Raw genomic sequence first — 20404 nt, forward strand, 5'->3', positions numbered from 1 at the left:
CGGTGGACTCTACGACGAAGCCCCCGGTTCCGTACCCGGAACCGGGGGTCTCACGCACAGGGGCGGGTGTCAGCAGCCGAGCAGACGCGAGCCGAGGTACGCCTGGATCTGGTCCAGGGAGACGCGCTCCTGCTTCATCGTGTCGCGCTCGCGCACGGTCACCGCGTTGTCGTCGAGGGTGTCGAAGTCGACGGTGACGCAGAACGGGGTGCCGATCTCGTCCTGACGGCGGTAGCGGCGGCCGATGGCGCCGGCGTCGTCGAACTCGATGTTCCAGTTCTTGCGCAGGTCGGCGGCCAGGCCCTTGGCCTTCGGCGAGAGCTGCGGATTGCGGGAGAGCGGCAGCACCGCGGCCTTGACCGGGGCGAGGCGGTGGTCGAGGCGCATCACGGTGCGCTTCTCCATGACGCCCTTGGCGTTGGGGGCCTCGTCCTCGACGTAGGCGTCCAGGAGGAACGCCAGCATCGCGCGGCCGACACCGGCCGCGGGCTCGATGACGTACGGCGTCCAGCGCTCGTTGGCCTCCTGGTCGTAGTACTGGAGGTCGGTGCCCGACGCCTCGGAGTGCGCCTTGAGGTCGTAGTCGGTGCGGTTGGCCACACCCTCCAGCTCGCCCCATTCGCTGCCGCCGAAGCGGAAGCGGTACTCGATGTCGGCGGTGCGCTTCGAGTAGTGGGAGAGCTTCTCCTTCGGGTGCTCGAACCAGCGCATGTTCTCCTCGCGCATGCCGAGGTCCGTGTACCAGTTCCAGCGCTGGTCCATCCAGTACTGCTGCCACTCCTCGTCCTCGCCCGGCTTGACGAAGAACTCCATTTCCATCTGCTCGAACTCGCGGGTCCGGAAGATGAAGTTGCCCGGAGTGATCTCGTTCCGGAAGGACTTGCCCATCTGCGCGATGCCGAACGGCGGCTTCTTGCGGGAGGTCTGCTGCACCTGGCCGAAGTTGGTGAAGATGCCCTGGGCGGTCTCGGGGCGCAGGTAGGCGACCGAGCCGGAGTCCTGGGTCGGGCCGAGGTGGGTGGAGAGGAGACCCGAGAACTGCTTGGGCTCGGTGAAGGTGCCCTTGTTGCCGCAGTTGGGGCAGTTGAGGTCGGCGAGGCCGTTGACCGGCGGCTTGCCGTGCTTCTCCTCGTACGCCTCCTCCAGGTGGTCGGCACGGTAGCGCTTGTGACAGGAGGTGCACTCGGTGAGCGGGTCCGAGAAGGTGGCGACATGGCCCGAGGCGACCCAGACGTCCGGGGCCAGGATGACCGACGAGTCGAGACCGACCACGTCCTCGCGCGCGGTGACCATGTAGCGCCACCACTGACGCTTCAGGTTCTCCTTCATCTCGACGCCCAGCGGTCCGTAGTCCCAGGCGGCTCGCTGGCCACCGTAGATCTCACTGCAGGGGTAGACGAAGCCACGGCGCTTGCTCAGGCTGACGATGGTGTCGATCTTGTCGGCGGCCACGGTGCTCTCTTCATTACGACGGTGACGAACGGCGAATGCCTCAGATTACCGGCGGGCGCACCCCTGGGATCAAATCGGTGGGACGCGACGGATCTTCCCGGTGATCTTCTCAGCGCCCCTATGTGACCTTCCGGGCATCTTATCTGCCTTGTTGACAATCGTTTCCACTTTAGTTGAAAATGACTGTCATGAACGTACGCCGCCTCATACCCACCACCGCCGTCGCCGGAGCAGTCGCCCTCGGCCTGACCGCCCTCTCGGCCTGCTCCACCTCCGACGCAGCGGACGGGGGCAACGGCGACAAGCTGAAGGTGACGGCGTCGTTCTACCCGATGCAGTTCCTGGCCGAGAGGATCGGCGGCGAGCACGTCGCGGTCACCAGCCTCACCAAGCCGGGCGTCGAGCCGCACGACCTGGAGCTCAACCCCCGCCAGATCGGCTCCATCAGCGAGTCCGACTACGTGCTGTACCTCAAGGGCATCCAGCCCGCCGTGGACGACGCGATCAAGCAGTCCGGTGTGAAGAACACCGTCGACGCCGCGACCCTCACCACCCTGGAGAACCACGGCTCCGAGGTCAGCGGCCACGACCACGGTCACGAAGGCGAAGAGAAGCACGCCGACGAGCACGGCCACGAGGAAGAGGCCCCCGAGGCCCCCGAGGAGCACTCCGAGGGCGACGGCCACAACCACGGCGAGGAGGGCGGCGCCGACCCGCACATCTGGCTGGACCCGGTGAAGTACGCCGAGGTCGCCAAGGGCGTCGGCAAGTCGCTGGAGAAGGCCGACCCCGACCACGCCGCCGACTACAAGAAGAACACCGACGCCCTCGTCGCCGAGCTGGGCGAGCTGAACACGGCGTACGAGACCGGCCTGAAGAGCATCTCCACCAAGACGTTCATCACCACCCACTCCGCCTTCGGCTACCTCGCCGAGCGCTACGGGCTCACCCAGCAGGGCATCGCGGGCATCGACCCCGAGGCCGAGCCGAGCCCCGCCCGGATCCAGGAGATCCACACCATCGCGGAGAAGGAGAAGGCCACCACGGTCTTCTTCGAGACGCTCGCCAGCGACAGGACCGCCAAGACCCTCGCGAAGGACACCGGCCTCAGGACCGGCGTCCTGGACCCGCTGGAGGGAATCACGGACAAGTCCCAGGGCGCTGACTACATCGAGGTCATGGAGTCCAACCTCGCCGCGCTGCAGAAGGCACTCGGCGCGAAGTGACCCGCACCACCCGTACAGCCATCGGATCGGAGGCGCTCATGCCGGAGCGTGAGAGCACCACCCGCGAGCCCGTGGCCGCCGGCCACGCGCAGCCCGTCATCGCCCTGCGCGGCGCCACGGCCACCCTCGGCGCACGCCCCGTGCTGCGCGGGGTGGACCTGACCGTGCACCGCGGCGAGGTGGTCGCGCTGCTGGGCGCCAACGGCTCCGGCAAGTCCACCGCCGTACGGTCCGCCATCGGGCAGGTCCCGCTGACCGGCGGCACCGTCGAGCTGTTCGGCACCGAGCTGCGCCGCTTCCGACGGTGGGGCCGGATCGGCTACGTCCCGCAGCGCACCACGGCGGCGGGCGGCGTGCCCGCCACGATCCGCGAGGTCGTCGCCTCCGGCCGGCTGTCCCGTACGGGGCTGCGGTGGCCGGGGAAGGCCGACCGGGCGGCCGTGGACCGGGCCATCGCGCTGGTGGGTCTCGCCGACCGCGCCAAGGACTCCGTGAGCGCGCTCTCCGGGGGCCAGCACCAGCGGGTCCTGATCGCCCGCGCCCTGGCCGCCGAGCCGGAGCTGCTGATCATGGACGAGCCGATGGCCGGGGTCGACCTGGCCAGCCAGGAGATCCTCGCCTCGACCCTGCGCGAGCAGGTGGCGGTGGGCACCTCAGTGCTGCTCGTGCTGCACGAGCTGGGGCCGCTGGAGCCCCTGATCGACCGGGCCGTCGTCCTGCGCGACGGCTGCGTGACCCACGACGGGCCGCCGCCCGAGGCGCTCGGCCAGCACGCGCTGCCCGGCCACGACCACGTACACCCCCACGCGGCCGCCGAGCCCGTCCGGACGGGACTGCTGACCTGATGCTCCTCGAATTCCTGAACCCTCCCTTCATGCAGCGGGCGCTCATCGCGGCCGTCCTGGTCGGCATCACCGCGCCCGCCATCGGCATCTACCTGGTGCAGCGCCGGCAGGCCCTGATGGGCGACGGCATCGGGCACATCGCGATGACCGGCGTCGGCCTCGGCTTCCTGCTCTCCACCAGCCCCGTCTGGATGGCCACCGCCGTCGCCGTGGCCGGCGCGGTCGTGATGGAGCTGATCCGCTGGTACGGACACACGCGCGGCGACCTCGCCCTGGCGATGCTGTTCTACGGCGGCATGGCGGGCGGCGTCATGCTGATCAACCTGTCCGACACGGGCTCCAACGCCAACCTGACCTCGTACCTCTTCGGCTCGCTGGCCACCGTCTCCGAGTCGGACGTCATCGCGATCTGCGTACTGGCCGCCTTCGTGGTGCTGGTCACGGTGGGGCTGCGGCGGCAGTTGTTCGCCGTCAGCCAGGACGAGGAGTTCGCCCGGGTGTCCGGGCTGCCGGTGCGGGTGCTGAACCTGCTGATCGCGATGACCGCCGCCGTGACCGTGACCGTCGCGATGCGGGTCGTCGGCCTGCTGCTGGTCAGCGCGCTGATGGTGGTGCCCGTGGCGGCGGCGCAGCAGATCACCAAGTCCTTCAAGGTCACCTTCGTGCTGGCCGTGGTGATCGGCACGGCCGTGACCCTCACCGGCACCGTGACCTCGTACTACCAGGACGTTCCGCCCGGCGCGACGATCGTGCTGCTGGCCATCGCGGTGTTCGTGGCGCTGACCGCGCTCGCCGCTCCGCTCGCGAGACGCCGGGCCCGGGCGAGCGAGGCGAAGGGCGCCGAGTGCACCCTTGAGGTACCGGGGGCCCGCCGGGAGCGGGACGACGTACGGGTGTGACAGCGGCGCGTGTGACCGAGTCGCACCGTACGTGTTCGCCGGCGGCGCCCGGCCGGGCTGGCACAATGGCCCGACACATGTACGGGCGACACGAGGAGGCAGCTGTGGCCACGGCGCCGATCAGTGGCACGAACGCAGCGCCGGTACGCGGCCGGTCCACCCGGCAGCGGGCGGCGGTGGCGGCGGCGCTCGACGAGGTCGACGAGTTCCGCAGCGCCCAGGAGCTGCACGACGTCCTCAAGCACCGCGGCGACTCCGTGGGCCTGACGACGGTCTACCGGACCTTGCAGTCCCTCGCCGACGCGGGTGAGGTCGATGTCCTGCGCACCGCCGAGGGCGAGTCCGTCTACCGGCGGTGCTCGACCGGCGACCATCACCACCACCTGGTCTGCCGGCTCTGCGGCAAGGCGGTGGAGGTCGAGGGCCCGGCCGTCGAGCAGTGGGCCGAGATGATCGCCGCCCAGCACGGCTATGTGAACGTCGCGCACACCGTCGAGGTGTTCGGCACCTGCGCGGAGTGCGCCGCGAGCAAGGCGTAACGGGCGAAACGAACGAGAAGAGGCGGGCCCCGGACATTGTACACGTCCGGGGCCCGCCTCTTTCACGTCACTTTTCGCGCCGATTTCCGCGTCGGGACGGTGTCACTTCTTGGCGGCCTCAGCGGCCTTCGCCGCCTTCGCCGCCTCCACCGCCTCCGCCCCGCCGAAGCGGCGGTCGCGCTGGGCGTACTCCAGGCAGGCCCGCCACAGGTCCCGACGGTCGAAATCCGGCCAGAGAACGTCCTGGAAGACCATCTCGGCGTACGCGCTCTGCCAGATCAGGTAATTCGAGGTGCGCTGCTCGCCGCTGGGGCGCACGAAGAGGTCCACGTCCGGCATGTCCGGGTAGTACGTGTACTTCGCGAACGTCTTCTCGTTGACCTTGGACGGGTCGAGCTTCCCGGCCGCCACGTCCTGGGCGATGCGCTGCGCTGCGTCCGCGATCTCGGCGCGGCCGCCGTAGTTGACGCAGAAGTACAACGTCATCCTGTCGTTGTCCTTGGTCTGCTCCTGGGCGACCTGGAGCTCCTGGACGACGGACTTCCACAGCTTGGGCATGCGGCCCACCCAGCGGATGCGGATGCCGAGCTCGTCCATCTCGTCGCGGCGGCGGCGGATCACGTCGCGGTTGAAGTTCATCAGGAACTTCACCTCGTCCGGCGAGCGCTTCCAGTTCTCCGTGGAGAAGGCGTACAGCGAGAGGTTCTTCACGCCCATCTCGATACAGCCCTTGAGAACGTCCATGACGACGCCCTCACCGACCTTGTGGCCCTCGGTGCGCGGGAGACCCCGCTCCTTCGCCCAGCGGCCGTTGCCGTCCATCACGACGGCGACGTGCTGGGGCACCAGCTCGCCGGGGATCTTCGGAGGCGTCGCGCCCGTGGGGTGCGGCTCGGGGGTCTTGTACGTGCGCCGGTTACGGCCGCCGAGGATCCCGCGTACTGCCATGAGCTTCTCAGTCTCCCTGTGTCACTTCTCCACGCACCGCGCCGTCTGCCCGACGCACCGCGTCACTTCTCCGCGTACCGCTTCACTTCTCGACGCACCGCGCCGTCTGCCCGACGCACCGCGTCACTTCTCGACGTACCGCAGCGAGCGCAGGCCGCGCTCCAGATGCCAGTGCAGATAGGCGGACACCAGCCCGCTCCCCTCCCTGACATGACGCGCCTCGCACGCGTCCGCCGTCGCCCAGTCGCCGCTGAGCAGCGCGCTCAGCAGGGCCAGGGCCTGTGCCGAGGGTACGACGCTGCCGGGGACCCGGCAGTCACCGCATATGACGCCCCCCGCCGCGACGGAGAAGAACCGGTTCGGACCCGGCAGTCCGCACTTGGCGCAGTCCTCGAAGCTGGGCGCGTACCCGTTGACCGCGAGCGAGCGCAGCAGGAACGCGTCCAGGATCAGGTGGGGGGCGTGCTCGCCCCGGGCGAGGGTGCGCAGGCCGCCGACGAGCAGCAGATACTGCTGGACGGCCGGTTCGCCCTCGTGGTCGGTGAACCGCTCGGCGGTCTCCAGCATCGCGGTGCCCGCCGTGTAGCGGGCGTAGTCGGCGACGATCCCGCCGCCGTAGGGGGCGATCGTCTCGCTCTGGGTGCAGAGCGGCAGGCCGCGGCCGACCAGCTCGCTGCCGCGCGCGAAGAACTGCACGTCGACGTGGGAGAAGGGCTCCAGGCGGGCGCCGAACTTGGATTTGGTGCGGCGCACCCCTCGGGCGACGGCCCGCACCCGGCCGTGGCCGCGGGTCAGGATCGTGATGATCCGGTCGGCCTCGCCCAGTTTCTGCGTACGCAGCACGATGCCGTCGTCCCGGAACAAGCTCATGGGCCCATTGTCGCCCACCTGGGGTCGGGCCCGTGGCGGGCCGGCGACGAAGGGAGGCCGGGAGGCTCTACGAAGGCGTACGGGCGGCTGCCGCCAGCAGGCGGGCGGTGTCGTCGGCGGGGAGCTGGAGGGCGCTGCCGACCGTGGTCAGGACCTGTCGCTCGGCGGTGCGGTAGGGCCCGTCGGCCAGCGCGATCCTGGCGCCCTGGAGGAGGACGGACTCGCGGCCGGCGGTGGCCAGGTGCGGGGCGAGCGGGGCCAGCACCTCGTGCAGCTCGATGGCGAGGGTCGGGCCGCAGGCCTCGGCGGCCGGGTCGGAACCGGAGCCCTGCCCGGTGTCGGCGGCCAGCACCTCGACGACGGTGAACAGCTGCTCCTGGGTGCAGTCGTCGAGCCCGGCGTCGCGCACGGTGGCGACGGCGGCCTCCAGGACCGTGCGGGAGGTGGTGCCCCCGGCGGCGAGGACGGCCAGGGTGACGGTGTGGACGGCCTCGCGGAGCATCGCCGAGAACCGGGTCGTGGTGGGGTGGTCCAGCGCCTCGGGGGCGTAGTGGGCGAGGCAGGCGGCGCACTCGACGACGGGCTCGGTCTCGCCCCTGCCGACCAGCGGGACGCCGAGGACGGTGAGGCGGCGGCGACCGGTGAGCCGGCGGTAGTTGCGGTCTCCCCCGCAGCCGGGGCAGAAGAAGGCGCCGTCGCCGACGGCGTCCCAGATGGTGCGAACGCCGCAGAGGACCGGCCTCAGAGCGCGTTGTCCTTTGGCTGACCGCACGTCGCACACCTCCGTGACGCTCCGGCAACATTGCCGTGTGTTGGACGTGATGTTAGCCACACACGCGAGGCGGCGTCAGCCTCTGGGACGTCACAACCCCCGGATATGGCCGAACCCCGACCACCCGGAGCGGGCGGTCGGGGTCCGTCAATGCCGTCGTACGGGGTCGAACCGGACGTCCGTACGACGTGGGGTACGCGAAAGGGCCGACCGGGTCAGCGGGCCGCGCGGTTGACCGCCGAGACGACCGCCTTGAGCGAGGCGCGGGTGGTGTTGGCGTCGATGCCGATGCCCCAGAGGACCTTGCCGTCGATCGCGCACTCGATGTACGAGGCGGCCTGGGCGCTGGCGCCCTCGCTCATCGTGTGCTCGGTGTAGTCCAGCAGCCGGGCGTCGATGCCGATGGCCTGCAGCGCTTCGAAGAACGCGGAGATCGGGCCGTTGCCCGTACCGCTCAGCACGGTGTCCGCGCCGTCGACGGTGGCCTCGACGGTCAGGGTGTCCCGGCCGTCGGTGTCGGTGGTGGTCTGGCCGGAGCGGAGCTGGACGCGGCCCCATCGAGCCACAGCGTTCTCCGCGTTCGGCAGGTACTCGTCCTGGAAGGTGGTCCAGATCTGGCCCGGGGTGACCTCGCCGCCCTCGGCGTCGGTCTTGGCCTGAATGATCCGGGAGAACTCGATCTGCATCCGGCGCGGCAGGTCCAGCTTGTGGTCGTTCTTCAGGACGTAGGCGATACCGCCCTTGCCGGACTGCGAGTTGACCCGGATGACGGCCTCGTAGGAGCGGCCGACGTCCTTCGGGTCGATCGGCAGGTACGGCACGGCCCACTCGATGTCGTCGACGGTCTTCCCCTGGGCGGCGGCGTCCCGCTCCATGGCGTCGAAGCCCTTCTTGATGGCGTCCTGGTGGGAGCCGGAGAAGGCGGTGTAGACCAGATCGCCCGCGTAGGGGTGGCGCGGGTGGATCTCCATCTGGTTGCAGTACTCGCTGGTGCGGCGGATCTCGTCGATCTGCGAGAAGTCGATCTGCGGGTCGACGCCCTGGGAGAAGAGGTTCATGCCCAGGGTGACCAGGTCGACGTTGCCGGTGCGCTCGCCCTGGCCGAAGAGGCACCCCTCGATACGGTCGGCGCCGGCCATGATGGCCAGCTCGGCGGCGGCGACGGCGGTGCCCCGGTCGTTGTGCGGGTGGACCGACAGGCAGACGAACTCGCGGCGGGTCAGGTTGCGGGACATCCATTCGAAGCGGTCCGCGTGGGTCGAGGGCGTCGAACGCTCCACGGTGGCGGGCAGGTTGAGGATGATCTCGCGACCCTCCTCCGGCTGCCAGACGTCACAGACCGCCTCGCAGACCTCCAGGGCGAAGTCCAGCTCGGTGTCGGTGAAGATCTCCGGGCTGTACTGGTAGCCGAAGGTCGTCTCCGGGCCCAGGATCTTCTCGGCGTACTCCATGACCAGCCGGGTGCCGTCCACCGCGATCTGCTTGACCTCCTCGCGCGAGCCGCGGAAGACGACGCGGCGGAAGGTCGGGGCGGTGGCGTTGTACAGGTGGACGGTGGCCCGGTGGGCGCCGACCAGCGACTCCACGGTGCGCTCGATCAGCTCCTCGCGGGCCTGCGTCAGGACGGAGATCGTCACGTCATCAGGGATCGCGCCCTCTTCGATGATGGAGCGTACGAAGTTGAAGTCGGTCTCGCCGGAGGACGGGAAGCCGACCTCGATCTCCTTGTAGCCCATCGCGACCAGCAGGTCGAACATCTCGCGCTTGCGCGCCGGGGACATCGGGTCGATCAGCGCCTGGTTGCCGTCGCGCAGATCGGTGGAGAGCCAACGGGGCGCGACGGTGATCCGGTTGTCGGGCCAGGTGCGGTCGGCGATGTCCACGGTCTCGTAGCCGCGGTACTTGTGGACGGGCATGCCGGACGGCTTCTGGAACTGCGTCGCGTTGGTGATCGGGGTGGGGCGGCCGACGGAATCACGGTCGGGATTCACGGGATTACCGGCAGGAATCACGGTGGTCATGGCGTAGGGCTCCTCGGTCCAGCGGGGGTCGGCCGACTGTGTCGCTGCAGCACCAGACTCCGCGGGGAGGGGGTCGGCCTACGACTACAGGCCCTCGCCGCGGCAGCTAAGGAGAAGCAGCCCGAAACGCATGATGCGACGATCGTAACCGAGTGTGGCCCGTGGCGTCGGTCCGTATCAGTATGCGGGACCGGGCATCGATGACGAGTAAACAGTGACTCATCACTCCATTTCGTCAATCATCGTCGCAACCAGTGACAGAGCCGTGACGGAGTGCCACAGTCTTTTTATGCACCTTCGAACCGACAGCGATCTCCACCGTCTCCACCCCGTCTTCTGCACCATCGTTCCGCCCCATGTCCTGGACCACCTGTCCCGGTCAGCCGACGCCCGGCTCGCCGATCCGGCCCGCCGCACCCTGGCGGCCGACGGACTCCGCCGCGACCGCCGCCGTACGACGGCCCTCGCCGCGGTCCCGAGCACCCCCGGCGTGAGCGCGGTCCCCACCAAGCCCCACCGCACCCTGTACGACTGCGAGAACGGCACCACCCTGCCCGGCCGCCTGGTCCGCGACGAGGGCGACAAGCCCACCTCGGACGCCAGCGTCAACCGCGCGTACGCCGGCCTCGGCGCCACCTTCGAGCTGCTGCTCTCGGCGTACGGGCGCAGCTCGATCGACGGCAAGGGGCTGCCGCTGATCGGCTCCGTGCACTACGGCGAGGAGTACAACAACGCGTTCTTCGACGGCGAGCAGATGGTCTTCGGGGACGGAGACGGCGAGATCTTCCTCGACTTCACCGTCGCGGTCGACGTGATCGCCCACGAGCTGGCCCACGGCCTGACCCAGCACACCGCCAACCTGCGCTACGAGGGCCAGTCGGGCGCGCTCAACGAGTCGGTGTCCGACGTCTTCGGCTCGCTGGTGAAGCAGTACTCGCTGGGCCAGAGCGCGGAGCAGGCCGACTGGCTGATCGGGGCCGGCCTGCTGGCGCCCCGGGTCAGCGGGGACGCGCTGCGCTCGATGAAGGCCCCGGGCACGGCGTACGACGACGACGTCCTCGGCAAGGACCCGCAGCCGGGCTCCATGGCGGACTACATCGAGACGGAGGAGGACAACGGCGGGGTCCACCTCAACTCCGGCATTCCCAACCGGGCATTCCACCTCCTGGCCACCGCGCTCGGCGGCAACTCCTGGGAGCGTGCCGGGCAGATCTGGTTCGACGTGCTGACCGGCGGCGAGCTGACGGCGAACGCGGACTTCGCGGAGTTCGCCCGGCTGACGGTCGCGGCGGCGGGCGACCGCTTCGGCGCGGCGGAGGAGCGGGAGGCGGTCCTGAAGGCCTGGTCGGAGGTGGGCGTTCCGACCCGGGCCTGACCCGGCCGCCGAGGAGACGGCCACGAGGCGGCGGACAGCCGCCGCTCCGGCAGGCGGGGTTGAGCGCCCGCACGGCCCCCGATAGACAGGACCCCATGCGTATTCAGGTCAGCCGGACCGGCGGTTTCGCCGGCATCGCCCGCCGCCATGAGGTCGACACCGAGGGCCGGGCGGACGCCGCCGAGTGGCACGCGCTCGCCGAGGAGGCGCTCGACTCCGCGCGGGACACCCCGCCGACCGGCGTACCGGACGGCTTCCGGTACGAGATCACCGTCGGCGACCGCACCGTGTACTGCGCTGACCCCGATCTGACCGGGGCGCAGCGCACGCTGATCTCACGCGTCCTCAAGGAGGGCGCGTGAGATCGGCACCCGTGCCGTACGAACGCTAGAACCCGAGCTTCCGCAGCTGCTTGGGATCGCGCTGCCAGTCCTTGGCGACCTTCACGTGCAGGTCCAGGAAGACCGGCGTGCCGAGCAGTGCCTCGATGTGCTTGCGGGACTTGGTGCCGACGTCCTTCAGCCGCTGGCCCTTCGGGCCGATGATGATGCCCTTCTGGCTGGGGCGCTCGATGTAGACGTTGGCGTGGATGTCCAGCAGCGGCTTGTCCGCCGGGCGGTCCGTGCGCGGCAGCATCTCCTCGACGACGACCGCGATGGAGTGCGGCAGCTCGTCGCGTACGCCCTCCAGCGCCGCCTCGCGGATCAGCTCCGCGACCATGACCATCTCCGGCTCGTCGGTGAGGTCGCCCTCCGGGTAGAGCGGCGGGCTCACGGGGAGCAGCGGGGCGATGAGGTCGGCGAGCAGGCTCACCTGCTGGTCCTTGACCGCCGAGACCGGGATGATCTCGGCCCACTCGAAGCCCAGCTCGTCGGCGAGCGCGGAGATCGCGAGGAGCTGTTCGGCCAGCGCCTTCGACTCGACCAGGTCGGTCTTGGTGATGATGGCGATCTTGGGGGTCTTCTTGATCCCCGCGAGCTCCTTGACGATGTACTTGTCGCCGGGGCCGAGCTTCTGGTCGGCGGGCAGGCAGAAGCCGATGACGTCGACCTCGGCCCAGGTGGTCCGCACGACGTCGTTGAGCCGCTCGCCCAGGAGGGTGCGCGGCTTGTGGAGGCCGGGGGTGTCGACCAGGATCAGCTGCGCGTCGTCACGGTGCACGATGCCGCGCACCGTGTGCCGCGTGGTCTGGGGGCGGTTGGAGGTGATCGCCACCTTCTGACCGACGAGAGCGTTCGTGAGGGTGGACTTGCCCGCGTTGGGGCGGCCCACGAAGCAGGCGAAGCCGGCCCGGTGGGGGGAGGTGGTCTCCGCTTGCGCGGCAGCGGATTCTTGGTTCGGTCGAGCGCTCATGGCGACCATTCTCCCCGATCCCGGCGGCGCCGGAGCACAGTGGGCCGCGCGAGACCGGTCACGGCCGCCTCAGTCCGTACGGGTACGGCGTCTCAGTCCGTACGGGTACGGCGTCGGCGGGCCCGTGCCCACAGGGCCCCTCCGGCGGCGACGAGCACGGCCAGCACCCCGGCGACGAGCCACGGCACGGCCACGAACGTGACGGCCGCCGACTCCCGGGTGCCCTTCGCGGTGGCGGTGAGTTCGACCTCGGCCCGGTCCAGCTGCGGCGCCCCGTCCCAGGTCTCGGTCAGCCGGACCTGCTGGCGGGGCAGCAGCTCGGCGGGCAGCTTCGTCAGGCCGCGTTTCAGCAGGGTCCGGCCGAAGAGACCCTCGGCGCGCAGGGCTACGGCGGGGGCGAGGGTGACGTTGCCCCGGTTGTGCAGGGTGTACGAGATGACGGCGCGGCTCGTGCCGGTACCCGGGACCAGGGGGCGGTCCTGCTCGATCCGGATGTCCTCGACGGAGAGAGCGGGGACGGTGGGCCCGTTCACCCGCAGGTGGATCCGGGCGCCGACGGCTCTGCGGACCCCGACGGCCAGGGCGCCGCGGCGGGTGGCCTCGACGCGTTCGTCCAGGGCGATCAGGGCGCCGGGGTGGTCGCCGGGCTCGGCGTTCTCCGGGACGGTGATGGTCAGGGGCACGGTGACCGAGGCCTTGGGGCCCACGGTGACGGTGTCCCGGTCGGTGCGGGCCCAGGCGCCGACGGAGCGCTGCTTCTCGCTCCGGTCGCGGACCGCGAAACCGCCGTCGCGCGGGGTGTTGTAGGCGTCGGCCGCGTACAGCCGCAGGGTCAGCGGCTTCGCGGTCTTGTTGGTGACGGTGACCCGGTCGGTGAGCGTCGCGCCCGGGGCGGCGAAGAGGTAGAGGGAGGGTCGTTCGCCGGACGGGCCGGAGGCCGGCCGGACGGACCAGCTGCCGTTGTCCGCCGGGTGGGCGGCGGGCGTGCCGAGGAGCAGCAGGGCGGCCGTCAGGAGGAGCACGGGGAGCTTGCGCACGGTACGGGACCCCCAAGGTCGCGTCCGGGTGGAGTGGGCCGGCCGGGTGCGCGCCCGGCCCACGGGGTGAGGCTGAGTGCCTCGGGGTGAGGCCGAGGGCCTCGGGTGCGGGTCGGCGCCTCAGGTGAGCGTGAGGGTCAGCACTCCCGCGTAGGAACCGGCCCCGGTGAAGGCCGGCACGTCCAGGGAGAGCCCCGCGTCGACGGCGAACTCCCCTCCGGTGGCCGCCCCGTCGGGCGTGGACGCCAGGGTGGCCCCGGCGCTGCCGACCGATCCGGCGCTGCCGGCCGCGCAGGTGCTCGGGCTGCCGGGCTTCGTGGCGCAGGACGGGGTCCAGTCGAGAGCGTCGGCGCTGATCCGCGCCCCGCCCGGGCCCTTGAAGTCGGTGACCTTGCCGGTGAGGGACCAGCCGGCGGGGCCGCCGCGGAAGTCCTCGACGGTCACCGTGCGCAGGTCGCCGGTGGAGGCGCCGCCCCGGCCGAAGTCGACCCCGGACAGCTGGACGCTGTCGCCGGCCTGGGTCATGGAGAGGGTGCCCGCCCGGACGGTCGTGGTGAGCTGCTGGCTGCCGTCGGGGATCTCGCCGCCCCCGGTGACGGTGTACGCCAGCGGTCCGGCGCCCTTCGCCGCGTCCCAGGCGCCGCCCTCGTAGGCGACGACGCCGGTGGTGGCCGGGTCGCTGACGGCGAGCCGGGCGGTGAAGGCCCCGGATCCGTCGGCGGTGGCCGTGGCGGTGTCCCCGGTCTGCGCGTCGCCGTCGCGGCCCGCCACGGTGATGCCCGCGCCCGGGGTGAACTTCGTGCCGGTGACGGTGACCTCGTCGCCCGCCGCCCCGGAGGCGGCCGAGAGCCGGACGGTCCGTTCGTTGACCTGGCCGCCGCCGGTGGCGACGACCGTCTCCGACACGGGGGCGGGCGGGCCCGTCACCGTGCAGGGGGTGTCCAGCTCCATGATGTAGCTGGTGTGGATGTTGTAGTCGCCGGGCGACAGGGTGATCGCGCCGGGTGCGGTGACGGTGAACGTGCCCGTCATGGAGAACGACGGGAAGGCGCCCTTGCCGGGGACCGGAGGGTTCTTCTTGGGCCCCGCGACGGTGACGTCACCGCTCTGCGCACCGCCGAGGGTGACCTTCCCGGTCGGCGTCATGATGTCGGCGGGCAGGGCCAGGTCGACCGGGTTGCTGGCGGCGGGCACGACCACGGTGTAGGTCACGGCGACGGTGTCGCCGACCTGCGGGGTCGCGTCGTCGACGGTGATCTGCGCCGTCGTGGTGCCGTCGATGGGCGGGATGCCCGCGATGGGCGGCGGGATGCAGTGGGTGGGGAAGTCCACCGCGACGGAGGCCGTCGCGGCGGCCTGCGCCGGGCCCCCGAGCAGCCCTCCCCCGGTGACGACGAGTGCGGTGATGCCCAGGGCGGCGGCCCAGCGGCGCCGCGGTTCGGTGGATCTTCGCATGGTCGGTCGCATGAATTTGGTGCCCTCCTGCGGGAAGCGGTACGGCGGCTCTTCCGTACCGGCAGGGGGCCATTGATGACCCGGGCGAAAAAGAAGTCAATGCAGACGAAACGCGGTGACTGATGGCCCATCAGATAGTGGCATGATCGGCGGCGGGATCAGCCCGCCGTGACGCGGATCCGCAGCGTGCCGTCCGGGCCCGCGAGCAGCACCGGAGTGTCGGGTCCGCCGAGGTCCCGCACCGCGGCCCGGTCGTCGTCCGAGGGCGTCTCGGCGGCGGAGACGACAGCCGCCGCCTCCAGCGAGGTGGCGCCGCTGGCCACCGCCATGGCGACGGCGGTCTGCAAGGCGCTGAGCTTCAGCGAATCCAGCGCCACCGTGCCCGCGACATACGTACGTCCCGTCTCGTCCCGTACGGCCGCGCCCTCGGGCACCCCGTTGCGGGCACGGGCGCTGCGCGCCAGGGTGACGATCTTGCGGTCCTCGGCGTCGAGCTCCGTGGTGTCGGTCATGGCACGAGCATACGAAGCGGGCGGGGGCCCGCGCAGGTCACCCCCGGCGGGGCCACGGAGGACCCAGCGGGCCCGCACAGGTGGCCCCGGTCACCGGGAGCGTCCGGCCGGCCCGGACCGGCCGCCCCGGCACCGTACGCGTACACGCGTTCCCTACGGCCGGTCCAGCCGCAGCCGCTCCGCCTTCGGGAGTCCGGCGACCACCAGGTCGTAGGAGTCCTCGACCAGCTCGCGCAGCAGCCGGTCGGGGATGCCGGAGACGGTGACCGTGTTCCAGTGGCGCTTGCTCATGTGCCAGCCGGGCACGATCGCGGGGTGCGTCTCGCGCAGCCGGATCGCCTCGTCGGGATCGCACTTGAGGTTGACGGTGAGGGGCCGCCCGTCCAGCGTGGTGAGCGCGAACATCTTGCCGAGCACCTTGAAGACGGAGATCTCCGGGCCGAACGGGAACTCCTCCACGCTCGCGTTGAACTCCAGGCAGAAGGCCCGCAGCCGCTCCGGTGTCATTCGGCTTCCTTCTCCTCGGTCTCCTGGTGCTCCGGCTCCACGAGCACCGTGACGATCTTGTTCCGGCGGCCCGCGGGGGATTCCGCGGTGAGCCGGAGCCTGCGGCCGTCGGGCAGCTCGACGGCCGCGGACGCGCCGGCGATCGGAACCCGGCCGAGCGCCTTGGCCAGCAGGCCGCCGACGGTCTCCACGTCCTCGTCGTCGTACTCGTCGAGGTCGAAGAGGTCGCCGAGGTCCCCGATGTCGAGCCGGGCCGTGACCCGGTAGCAGCCGCCCCCCAGCTCCTGGACGGGCGGCAGCTCCCGGTCGTACTCGTCGGTGATCTCGCCGACGATCTCCTCCAGGATGTCCTCGATGGTGACGATGCCCGCGGTGCCGCCGTACTCGTCGATGACGACCGCGACGTGGCTGCGGTCCCGCTGCATCTCGCGCAGCAGGTCCCCGGCGTTCTTGGTGTCGGGGACGAAGGCGGCGGGGCGCATCGCGGTGGAGACCGGGTCGGCCTCGGACTCGCGGTTGATGTGCGTCTTGCGGACCAGGTCCTTGAGGTACACGATCCCGACGACGTCGTCCTCGTTCTCGCCGGTGACCGGGATCCGGGAGAAGCCGGAGCGCAGGGCGAGGGTGAGGGCCTGGCGGATCGTCTTGTAGCGCTCGATGGAGACGAGGTCGGTGCGCGGCACCATGACCTCGCGGACCAGGGTGTCGCCCAGCTCGAAGACCGAGTGCACCATGCGGCGCTCGTCGTCCTCGATGAGCGACTCCGCCTCGGCGAGGTCGACCATGGCGCGCAGCTCGGCCTCGCTGGCGAACGGCCCCTTGCGGAACCCCTTGCCGGGGGTCAGCGCGTTGCCGACGAGGATCAGCAGCTGCGGGACCGGCCCCATGATCCTGGCCAGCGGCAGCAGGACGTACGCGGACGCCGTGGCCGTGTTCAGCGGGTGCTGGCGGCCGATGGTGCGCGGGGAGACGCCGATGGCGACGTAGCTGACGAGCACCATCACGCCCATCGCGACGGCCAGCGCCTCCCAGGTCTCGGGCAGCTCCTGGAGGCAGGCGTAGGTGACGAGGACCCCGGCGGACATCTCGCAGGCGACCCGCACCAGCAGGGCGACGTTGAGATAGCGGGTCGGGTCGGCCGCGATCTGCGCCAGCTTCGCGCTGCCGCGCCGGCCGGACCGGACCGCCTCGTCCGCCCGGAAGCTGGAGGTGCGGGCGATACCGGCCTCCGCGCAGGCGGCCAGCCAGCCGCCGACGACCAGCAGCACGGCCCCGATGATCAGGGGCGCGCTCACGAGACGGTGGGGGCGGGGGACGCGCCGGTGAGCCCGTGCTCCCCGCGCCAGCCGTCCACGATGGCGGCCTGGAGACCGAACATCTCGGCCTTCTCGTCCGGCTCCTCGTGGTCGTACCCCAGCAGGTGCAGCACTCCGTGGACGGTCAGGAGCTGGAGCTCCTCGTCCATGGAGTGCTGCGTCGGGGCCTCTTCGCCCTGCTTCTTCGCGACCTCCGGGCAGAGCACGATGTCACCGAGGAGTCCCTGCGGGGGCTCCTCGTCGTCCTTGGCCGGCGGACGCAGCTCGTCCATCGGGAAGGACATGACATCGGTCGGACCGGGGAGGTCCATCCACTGGATGTGCAGCTGCTCCATGGCGTCGGTGTCCACCACGATCACCGAGAGCTCGGACAGCGGGTGGATCCGCATCCGGGCCAGTGCGTAGCGGGCGATGTCGAGGATCGCCTGCTCGTCGACCTCGGTTCCGGACTCGTTGTTGACGTCGATCGACATGGTGCGCTGCGGCTACTTCCCTTTACGGCGGTCGCGTCGGCCGTCTTCGCGGCCTTCCGCCTGACCGTCCTGCTGACCGTTTCGGCTGTCGTACTTCTCGTACGCGTCGACGATACGGCCGACGAGCTTGTGCCGGACGACATCCTGGGAGGTGAGCCGGGAGAAGTGCACGTCGTCCAGGCCCTCCAGGATGTCCTGGACCTGCCGAAGCCCGCTCTTGGTTCCGCTCGGCAGGTCGACCTGGGTGACGTCACCGGTGATGACGATCTTGGAGTCGAAGCCGAGGCGGGTGAGGAACATCTTCATCTGCTCGGCGCTCGTGTTCTGCGCCTCGTCGAGGATGATGAACGCGTCATTAAGAGTTCTACCCCTCATGTACGCCAGCGGCGCGACCTCGATCGTGCCCGCCGCCATCAGCCGCGGGATCGAGTCGGGGTCGAGCATGTCGTGCAGGGCGTCGTAGAGCGGGCGCAGATACGGGTCGATCTTGTCGAACAGGGTGCCCGGCAGGAAGCCGAGCCGCTCCCCCGCCTCGACCGCGGGCCGGGTCAGGATGATCCGGCTGACCTGCTTGGACTGGAGCGCCTGGACGGCCTTGGCCATGGCGAGGTAGGTCTTGCCCGTGCCGGCGGGGCCGATGCCGAACACGATCGTGTGCTCGTCGATCGCGTCGACGTACCGCTTCTGGTTGAGCGTCTTGGGGCGGATGGTCCGGCCGCGGTTGGAGAGGATGTTCTGCGTGAGCACCTCGGCGGGCGTCTCGCCCCCGGGCTCTCCCCCGCCGCCGGCCGCCCTGAGCATGGCGATCGACCGTTCCACTGCGTCCTCCGTCATCGGCGCTCCGGTGCGGAGCACGAGCATCATCTCGTCGAACAGGCGTTGGATGAGAGCGACGTCGGCGGCCTCGCCCGTGGCACTGATCTCGTTGCCCCGGACATGGATGTCGGCCGCCGGGAAAGCCTCTTCGATCACGCGCAACAGCGAGTCACCCGATCCCAGGAGCATCACCATGGGGTGTGCGGCCGGGATCCTGATCTGGGCACGCGCCTGCGGCTGTGTGGGTGTCTGAGTCATGGGCCGGCCCTCGGGCCTGCGCATACCTCCCGTTGCAGGGTTCTCGCTGCTCGACAACCTCTGGACCACCAAGCCTACGACCTGGCGGTGACAACGCGGAGTGCTTTTACCGCCCGTGTGTGCGACTCGGGCCGGAGGCCGGTCACTGGCGGAAGCCGATCGTGGGCACCGCGCGCCGCAGCGGCCAGGCGCGGGCCGTGGCGGGCAGGAGGTCGTCCAGGAAGGCGTAGCGCTCCAGGGCGGCGGGGTCCTGGCTCGCGCAGGTGCGGATCAGCTGCCACCAGGCGGCGACCTCGGCCCAGCCGGGGGCGGAGAGCGAGCCGCCGAACTCCTGGACCGAGAGGGCGGCGGTGAGCCCGGCGAAGGCGAGCCGGTCGGCGAGCGGCCAGTCGGCGAGGGTGCCGGTCACGAAGCCGGCGACGAAGACGTCCCCGGCGCCGGTGGGGTCGAGCGCCTCCACCTCGATGGCGGGCACGGCCGCGGCGGCGCCGGTGCGGCCGTCCACCGCGTACGCGCCCTCGGCTCCCAGGGTGACCACGGCGAGCGGGACGCGTTCGGCGAGCGCGTGGGCGGCGGCGCGCGGGCAGTCGGTGCGGGTGTAGCGCATCGCCTCCTCGGCGTTGGGCAGGAACGCCTCGCAGTGCGCCAGGTCGGGCAGGGCGTCCAGGTCCCAGCGGCCGGTCTCGTCCCAGCCGACGTCGGCGAAGATCAGCGCGCCGTTGCGGGCGGCGGCGGCCACCCAGGGCTCGCCCCGGCCCGGCGTGAGCGAGGCGACGGCCGCACGGGCACGCGGCGGGCAGTGCGGGAAGGCCGGGGCGGGGGCGGGGGCGGGGGCGGGCGTTCGGGCGGGGGCGCCGGCTCCCGTGGGGGCGCCGGCTCCGGTGGACGCCGAGGCTTCCCTGGGAACGCCGGCTCCGGTGGTCGTTCCGGTCGGAGCCGGTGCCTCGTGGCCGTGCGAGACCATCGTGCGCTCGCCCTCGTACGCCATGGAGACGGTGACCGGGGAGTGCCAGCCGGGGACGGTGTGCGACATCGACAGGTCGATCCCCTCGCCCTGTGCGAGGGCGTCCCAGCAGTACTCCCCGTAGTGGTCGTCGCCGAAAGCGGCGGCGAGGGAGGTGTGCAGGCCGAGGCGGGCGAGGGCGGTGGCCATGTTGGCGACGCCGCCGGGACTGGAGCCCATCCCCCGCGCCCAGGACTCGGTGCCGCGCACGGGGGCGCTGTCCAGGCCGGTGAAGATGATGTCGAGGAAGACCGGGCCCGTCAGGAAGACGTCGCAGGCGGGGTCCCGGGGGGCGCGCAGCGCCCGCAGCGGGTCGATGCCCGGAGTGTCTGTGCTCACCGTGCGCTCCCGGTGTCGTGCGGCGGATCTCGGCCGGATCCGGACCGTGTGAGGTGCGGCCAGTCTGCCCGATACGCCCGGGCGAACGCAGTGTCCACGCCCATGTGTTCGCAGCACGCCTGACCTGCATAAACATGCGCTAATACCCGGGGTTCGCCCGCATAAACACATAAGTGGCCCAGATCACAGCGGGGCGGCTTCCGGGGAGCCGGAGACGCTTGATACAAATTGCCCCGCGAGCACCTTCGGGGACCTTCTCCGACGAGAGCCGCATATCTCAGCATTCCGCTGTAAACCCCTGCCGTACCCGCGTGCCGTCGCCTGCCTTCGCATCCGCCGCTCGCTCCGCCGTGCCCCGCTCCCCGCTCCCGCTCCACCCCTCCCCCTC

20 protein-coding genes are annotated in these 20404 nt (G+C 70.9%); 6 read left to right on the forward strand and 14 right to left on the reverse strand.

What is annotated here, in order from left to right:
* Positions 1 to 69 precede the first annotated feature (69 nt).
* On the reverse strand, positions 70 to 1452 hold the full coding sequence (locus D581_RS0131950; RefSeq protein ID WP_018961192.1) for a glycine--tRNA ligase: 1383 nt from the start codon (positions 1450 to 1452) through the stop codon (positions 70 to 72).
* A gap of 188 nt (positions 1453 to 1640) precedes the next feature.
* Here D581_RS0131950 and D581_RS0131955 point away from each other — a divergent pair, with 188 nt between their 5' ends.
* The 4 genes from D581_RS0131955 (at position 1641) to D581_RS0131970 (ending at position 4961) form a co-directional block, all read left to right on the forward strand.
* Positions 1641 to 2678, forward strand: coding sequence for a metal ABC transporter substrate-binding protein (locus D581_RS0131955; RefSeq protein ID WP_018961193.1), 1038 nt, complete (start codon positions 1641 to 1643; stop codon positions 2676 to 2678).
* A gap of 38 nt (positions 2679 to 2716) precedes the next feature.
* Entirely contained in the window at positions 2717 to 3523 is an 807-nt protein-coding gene (locus D581_RS0131960; RefSeq protein WP_051114674.1) for a metal ABC transporter ATP-binding protein, read from the forward strand.
* The gene (locus D581_RS0131965; protein WP_018961195.1) at positions 3523 to 4422 is read left to right on the forward strand and encodes a metal ABC transporter permease; all 900 of its coding nucleotides are present in this window, start codon (positions 3523 to 3525) and stop codon (positions 4420 to 4422) included. Before D581_RS0131960 ends, D581_RS0131965 begins: the two co-directional genes overlap by 1 nt.
* A 104-nt stretch (positions 4423 to 4526) precedes the next feature.
* Complete coding sequence (locus tag D581_RS0131970) at positions 4527 to 4961, forward strand: Fur family transcriptional regulator (RefSeq protein WP_003969280.1); 435 nt, start codon at positions 4527 to 4529, stop codon at positions 4959 to 4961.
* A 102-nt stretch (positions 4962 to 5063) separates the two neighbouring features.
* Here D581_RS0131970 and D581_RS0131975 read toward each other — a convergent pair whose 3' ends face one another.
* The 4 genes from D581_RS0131975 to leuA all read right to left on the reverse strand — a co-directional run bounded on the left by D581_RS0131975 (position 5064) and on the right by leuA (position 9572).
* Positions 5064 to 5909 (reverse strand): isoprenyl transferase, encoded by an 846-nt coding sequence (locus D581_RS0131975; protein ID WP_018961196.1) that lies wholly within the window; start codon positions 5907 to 5909, stop codon positions 5064 to 5066.
* Positions 5910 to 6032: 123 nt separating this feature from the next.
* The gene (gene recO, locus D581_RS0131980) at positions 6033 to 6779 is read right to left on the reverse strand and encodes a DNA repair protein RecO (RefSeq protein WP_018961197.1); all 747 of its coding nucleotides are present in this window, start codon (positions 6777 to 6779) and stop codon (positions 6033 to 6035) included.
* A 67-nt stretch (positions 6780 to 6846) separates the two neighbouring features.
* Complete coding sequence (locus D581_RS0131985) at positions 6847 to 7551, reverse strand: TerB family tellurite resistance protein (RefSeq protein WP_018961198.1); 705 nt, start codon at positions 7549 to 7551, stop codon at positions 6847 to 6849.
* Between the two features lie 215 nt (positions 7552 to 7766).
* On the reverse strand, positions 7767 to 9572 hold the full coding sequence (leuA, locus tag D581_RS0131990) for a 2-isopropylmalate synthase (protein WP_018961199.1): 1806 nt from the start codon (positions 9570 to 9572) through the stop codon (positions 7767 to 7769).
* Between the two features lie 289 nt (positions 9573 to 9861).
* Here leuA and D581_RS0131995 point away from each other — a divergent pair, with 289 nt between their 5' ends.
* Both D581_RS0131995 and D581_RS0132000 read left to right on the forward strand, forming a co-directional pair.
* Positions 9862 to 10947, forward strand: a complete 1086-nt coding sequence (locus D581_RS0131995) for a M4 family metallopeptidase (protein WP_018961200.1) — start codon at positions 9862 to 9864, stop codon at positions 10945 to 10947.
* Between the two features lie 95 nt (positions 10948 to 11042).
* Positions 11043 to 11309: a protealysin inhibitor emfourin gene (locus D581_RS0132000; protein WP_018961201.1), complete on the forward strand. Its 267-nt coding sequence runs from the start codon at positions 11043 to 11045 to the stop codon at positions 11307 to 11309.
* A gap of 25 nt (positions 11310 to 11334) precedes the next feature.
* On the opposite strand, the gene era is transcribed toward D581_RS0132000, so the two are convergent.
* The 9 genes from era to D581_RS0132045 all read right to left on the reverse strand — a co-directional run bounded on the left by era (position 11335) and on the right by D581_RS0132045 (position 20016).
* Positions 11335 to 12309 carry a GTPase Era gene (gene era / locus D581_RS0132005; RefSeq protein ID WP_018961202.1) on the reverse strand — a complete coding sequence of 325 codons (975 nt, stop codon included), beginning with the start codon at positions 12307 to 12309 and terminating at the stop codon, positions 11335 to 11337.
* Between the two features lie 83 nt (positions 12310 to 12392).
* Positions 12393 to 13337 (reverse strand): WxL protein peptidoglycan domain-containing protein, encoded by a 945-nt coding sequence (locus D581_RS0132010; RefSeq protein ID WP_018961203.1) that lies wholly within the window; start codon positions 13335 to 13337, stop codon positions 12393 to 12395.
* A gap of 120 nt (positions 13338 to 13457) precedes the next feature.
* Positions 13458 to 14804, reverse strand: coding sequence for a WxL domain-containing protein (locus D581_RS0132015; protein WP_078625982.1), 1347 nt, complete (start codon positions 14802 to 14804; stop codon positions 13458 to 13460).
* Positions 14805 to 14950: 146 nt separating this feature from the next.
* Entirely contained in the window at positions 14951 to 15304 is a 354-nt protein-coding gene (locus D581_RS0132020; protein ID WP_018961205.1) for a cytidine deaminase, read from the reverse strand.
* 153 nt (positions 15305 to 15457) lie between these two features.
* Positions 15458 to 15811, reverse strand: coding sequence for an MmcQ/YjbR family DNA-binding protein (locus D581_RS0132025; protein ID WP_018961206.1), 354 nt, complete (start codon positions 15809 to 15811; stop codon positions 15458 to 15460).
* A complete protein-coding gene (locus D581_RS0132030) occupies positions 15808 to 17106 on the reverse strand; it encodes a hemolysin family protein (protein ID WP_018961207.1) in 1299 nt (432 codons plus the stop codon). The genes D581_RS0132025 and D581_RS0132030 overlap by 4 nt, the downstream gene beginning before the upstream one ends.
* On the reverse strand, positions 17103 to 17600 hold the full coding sequence (ybeY, locus tag D581_RS0132035) for an rRNA maturation RNase YbeY (protein ID WP_003969265.1): 498 nt from the start codon (positions 17598 to 17600) through the stop codon (positions 17103 to 17105). The genes D581_RS0132030 and ybeY overlap by 4 nt, the downstream gene beginning before the upstream one ends.
* A gap of 12 nt (positions 17601 to 17612) precedes the next feature.
* Positions 17613 to 18674 carry a PhoH family protein gene (locus D581_RS0132040; RefSeq protein ID WP_026291096.1) on the reverse strand — a complete coding sequence of 354 codons (1062 nt, stop codon included), beginning with the start codon at positions 18672 to 18674 and terminating at the stop codon, positions 17613 to 17615.
* Between the two features lie 142 nt (positions 18675 to 18816).
* The gene (locus D581_RS0132045) at positions 18817 to 20016 is read right to left on the reverse strand and encodes a carbohydrate kinase family protein (protein ID WP_018961209.1); all 1200 of its coding nucleotides are present in this window, start codon (positions 20014 to 20016) and stop codon (positions 18817 to 18819) included.
* Positions 20017 to 20404: the final 388 nt, after the last annotated feature.

It is taken from the genome of Streptomyces sp. CNB091, from assembly GCF_000377965.1.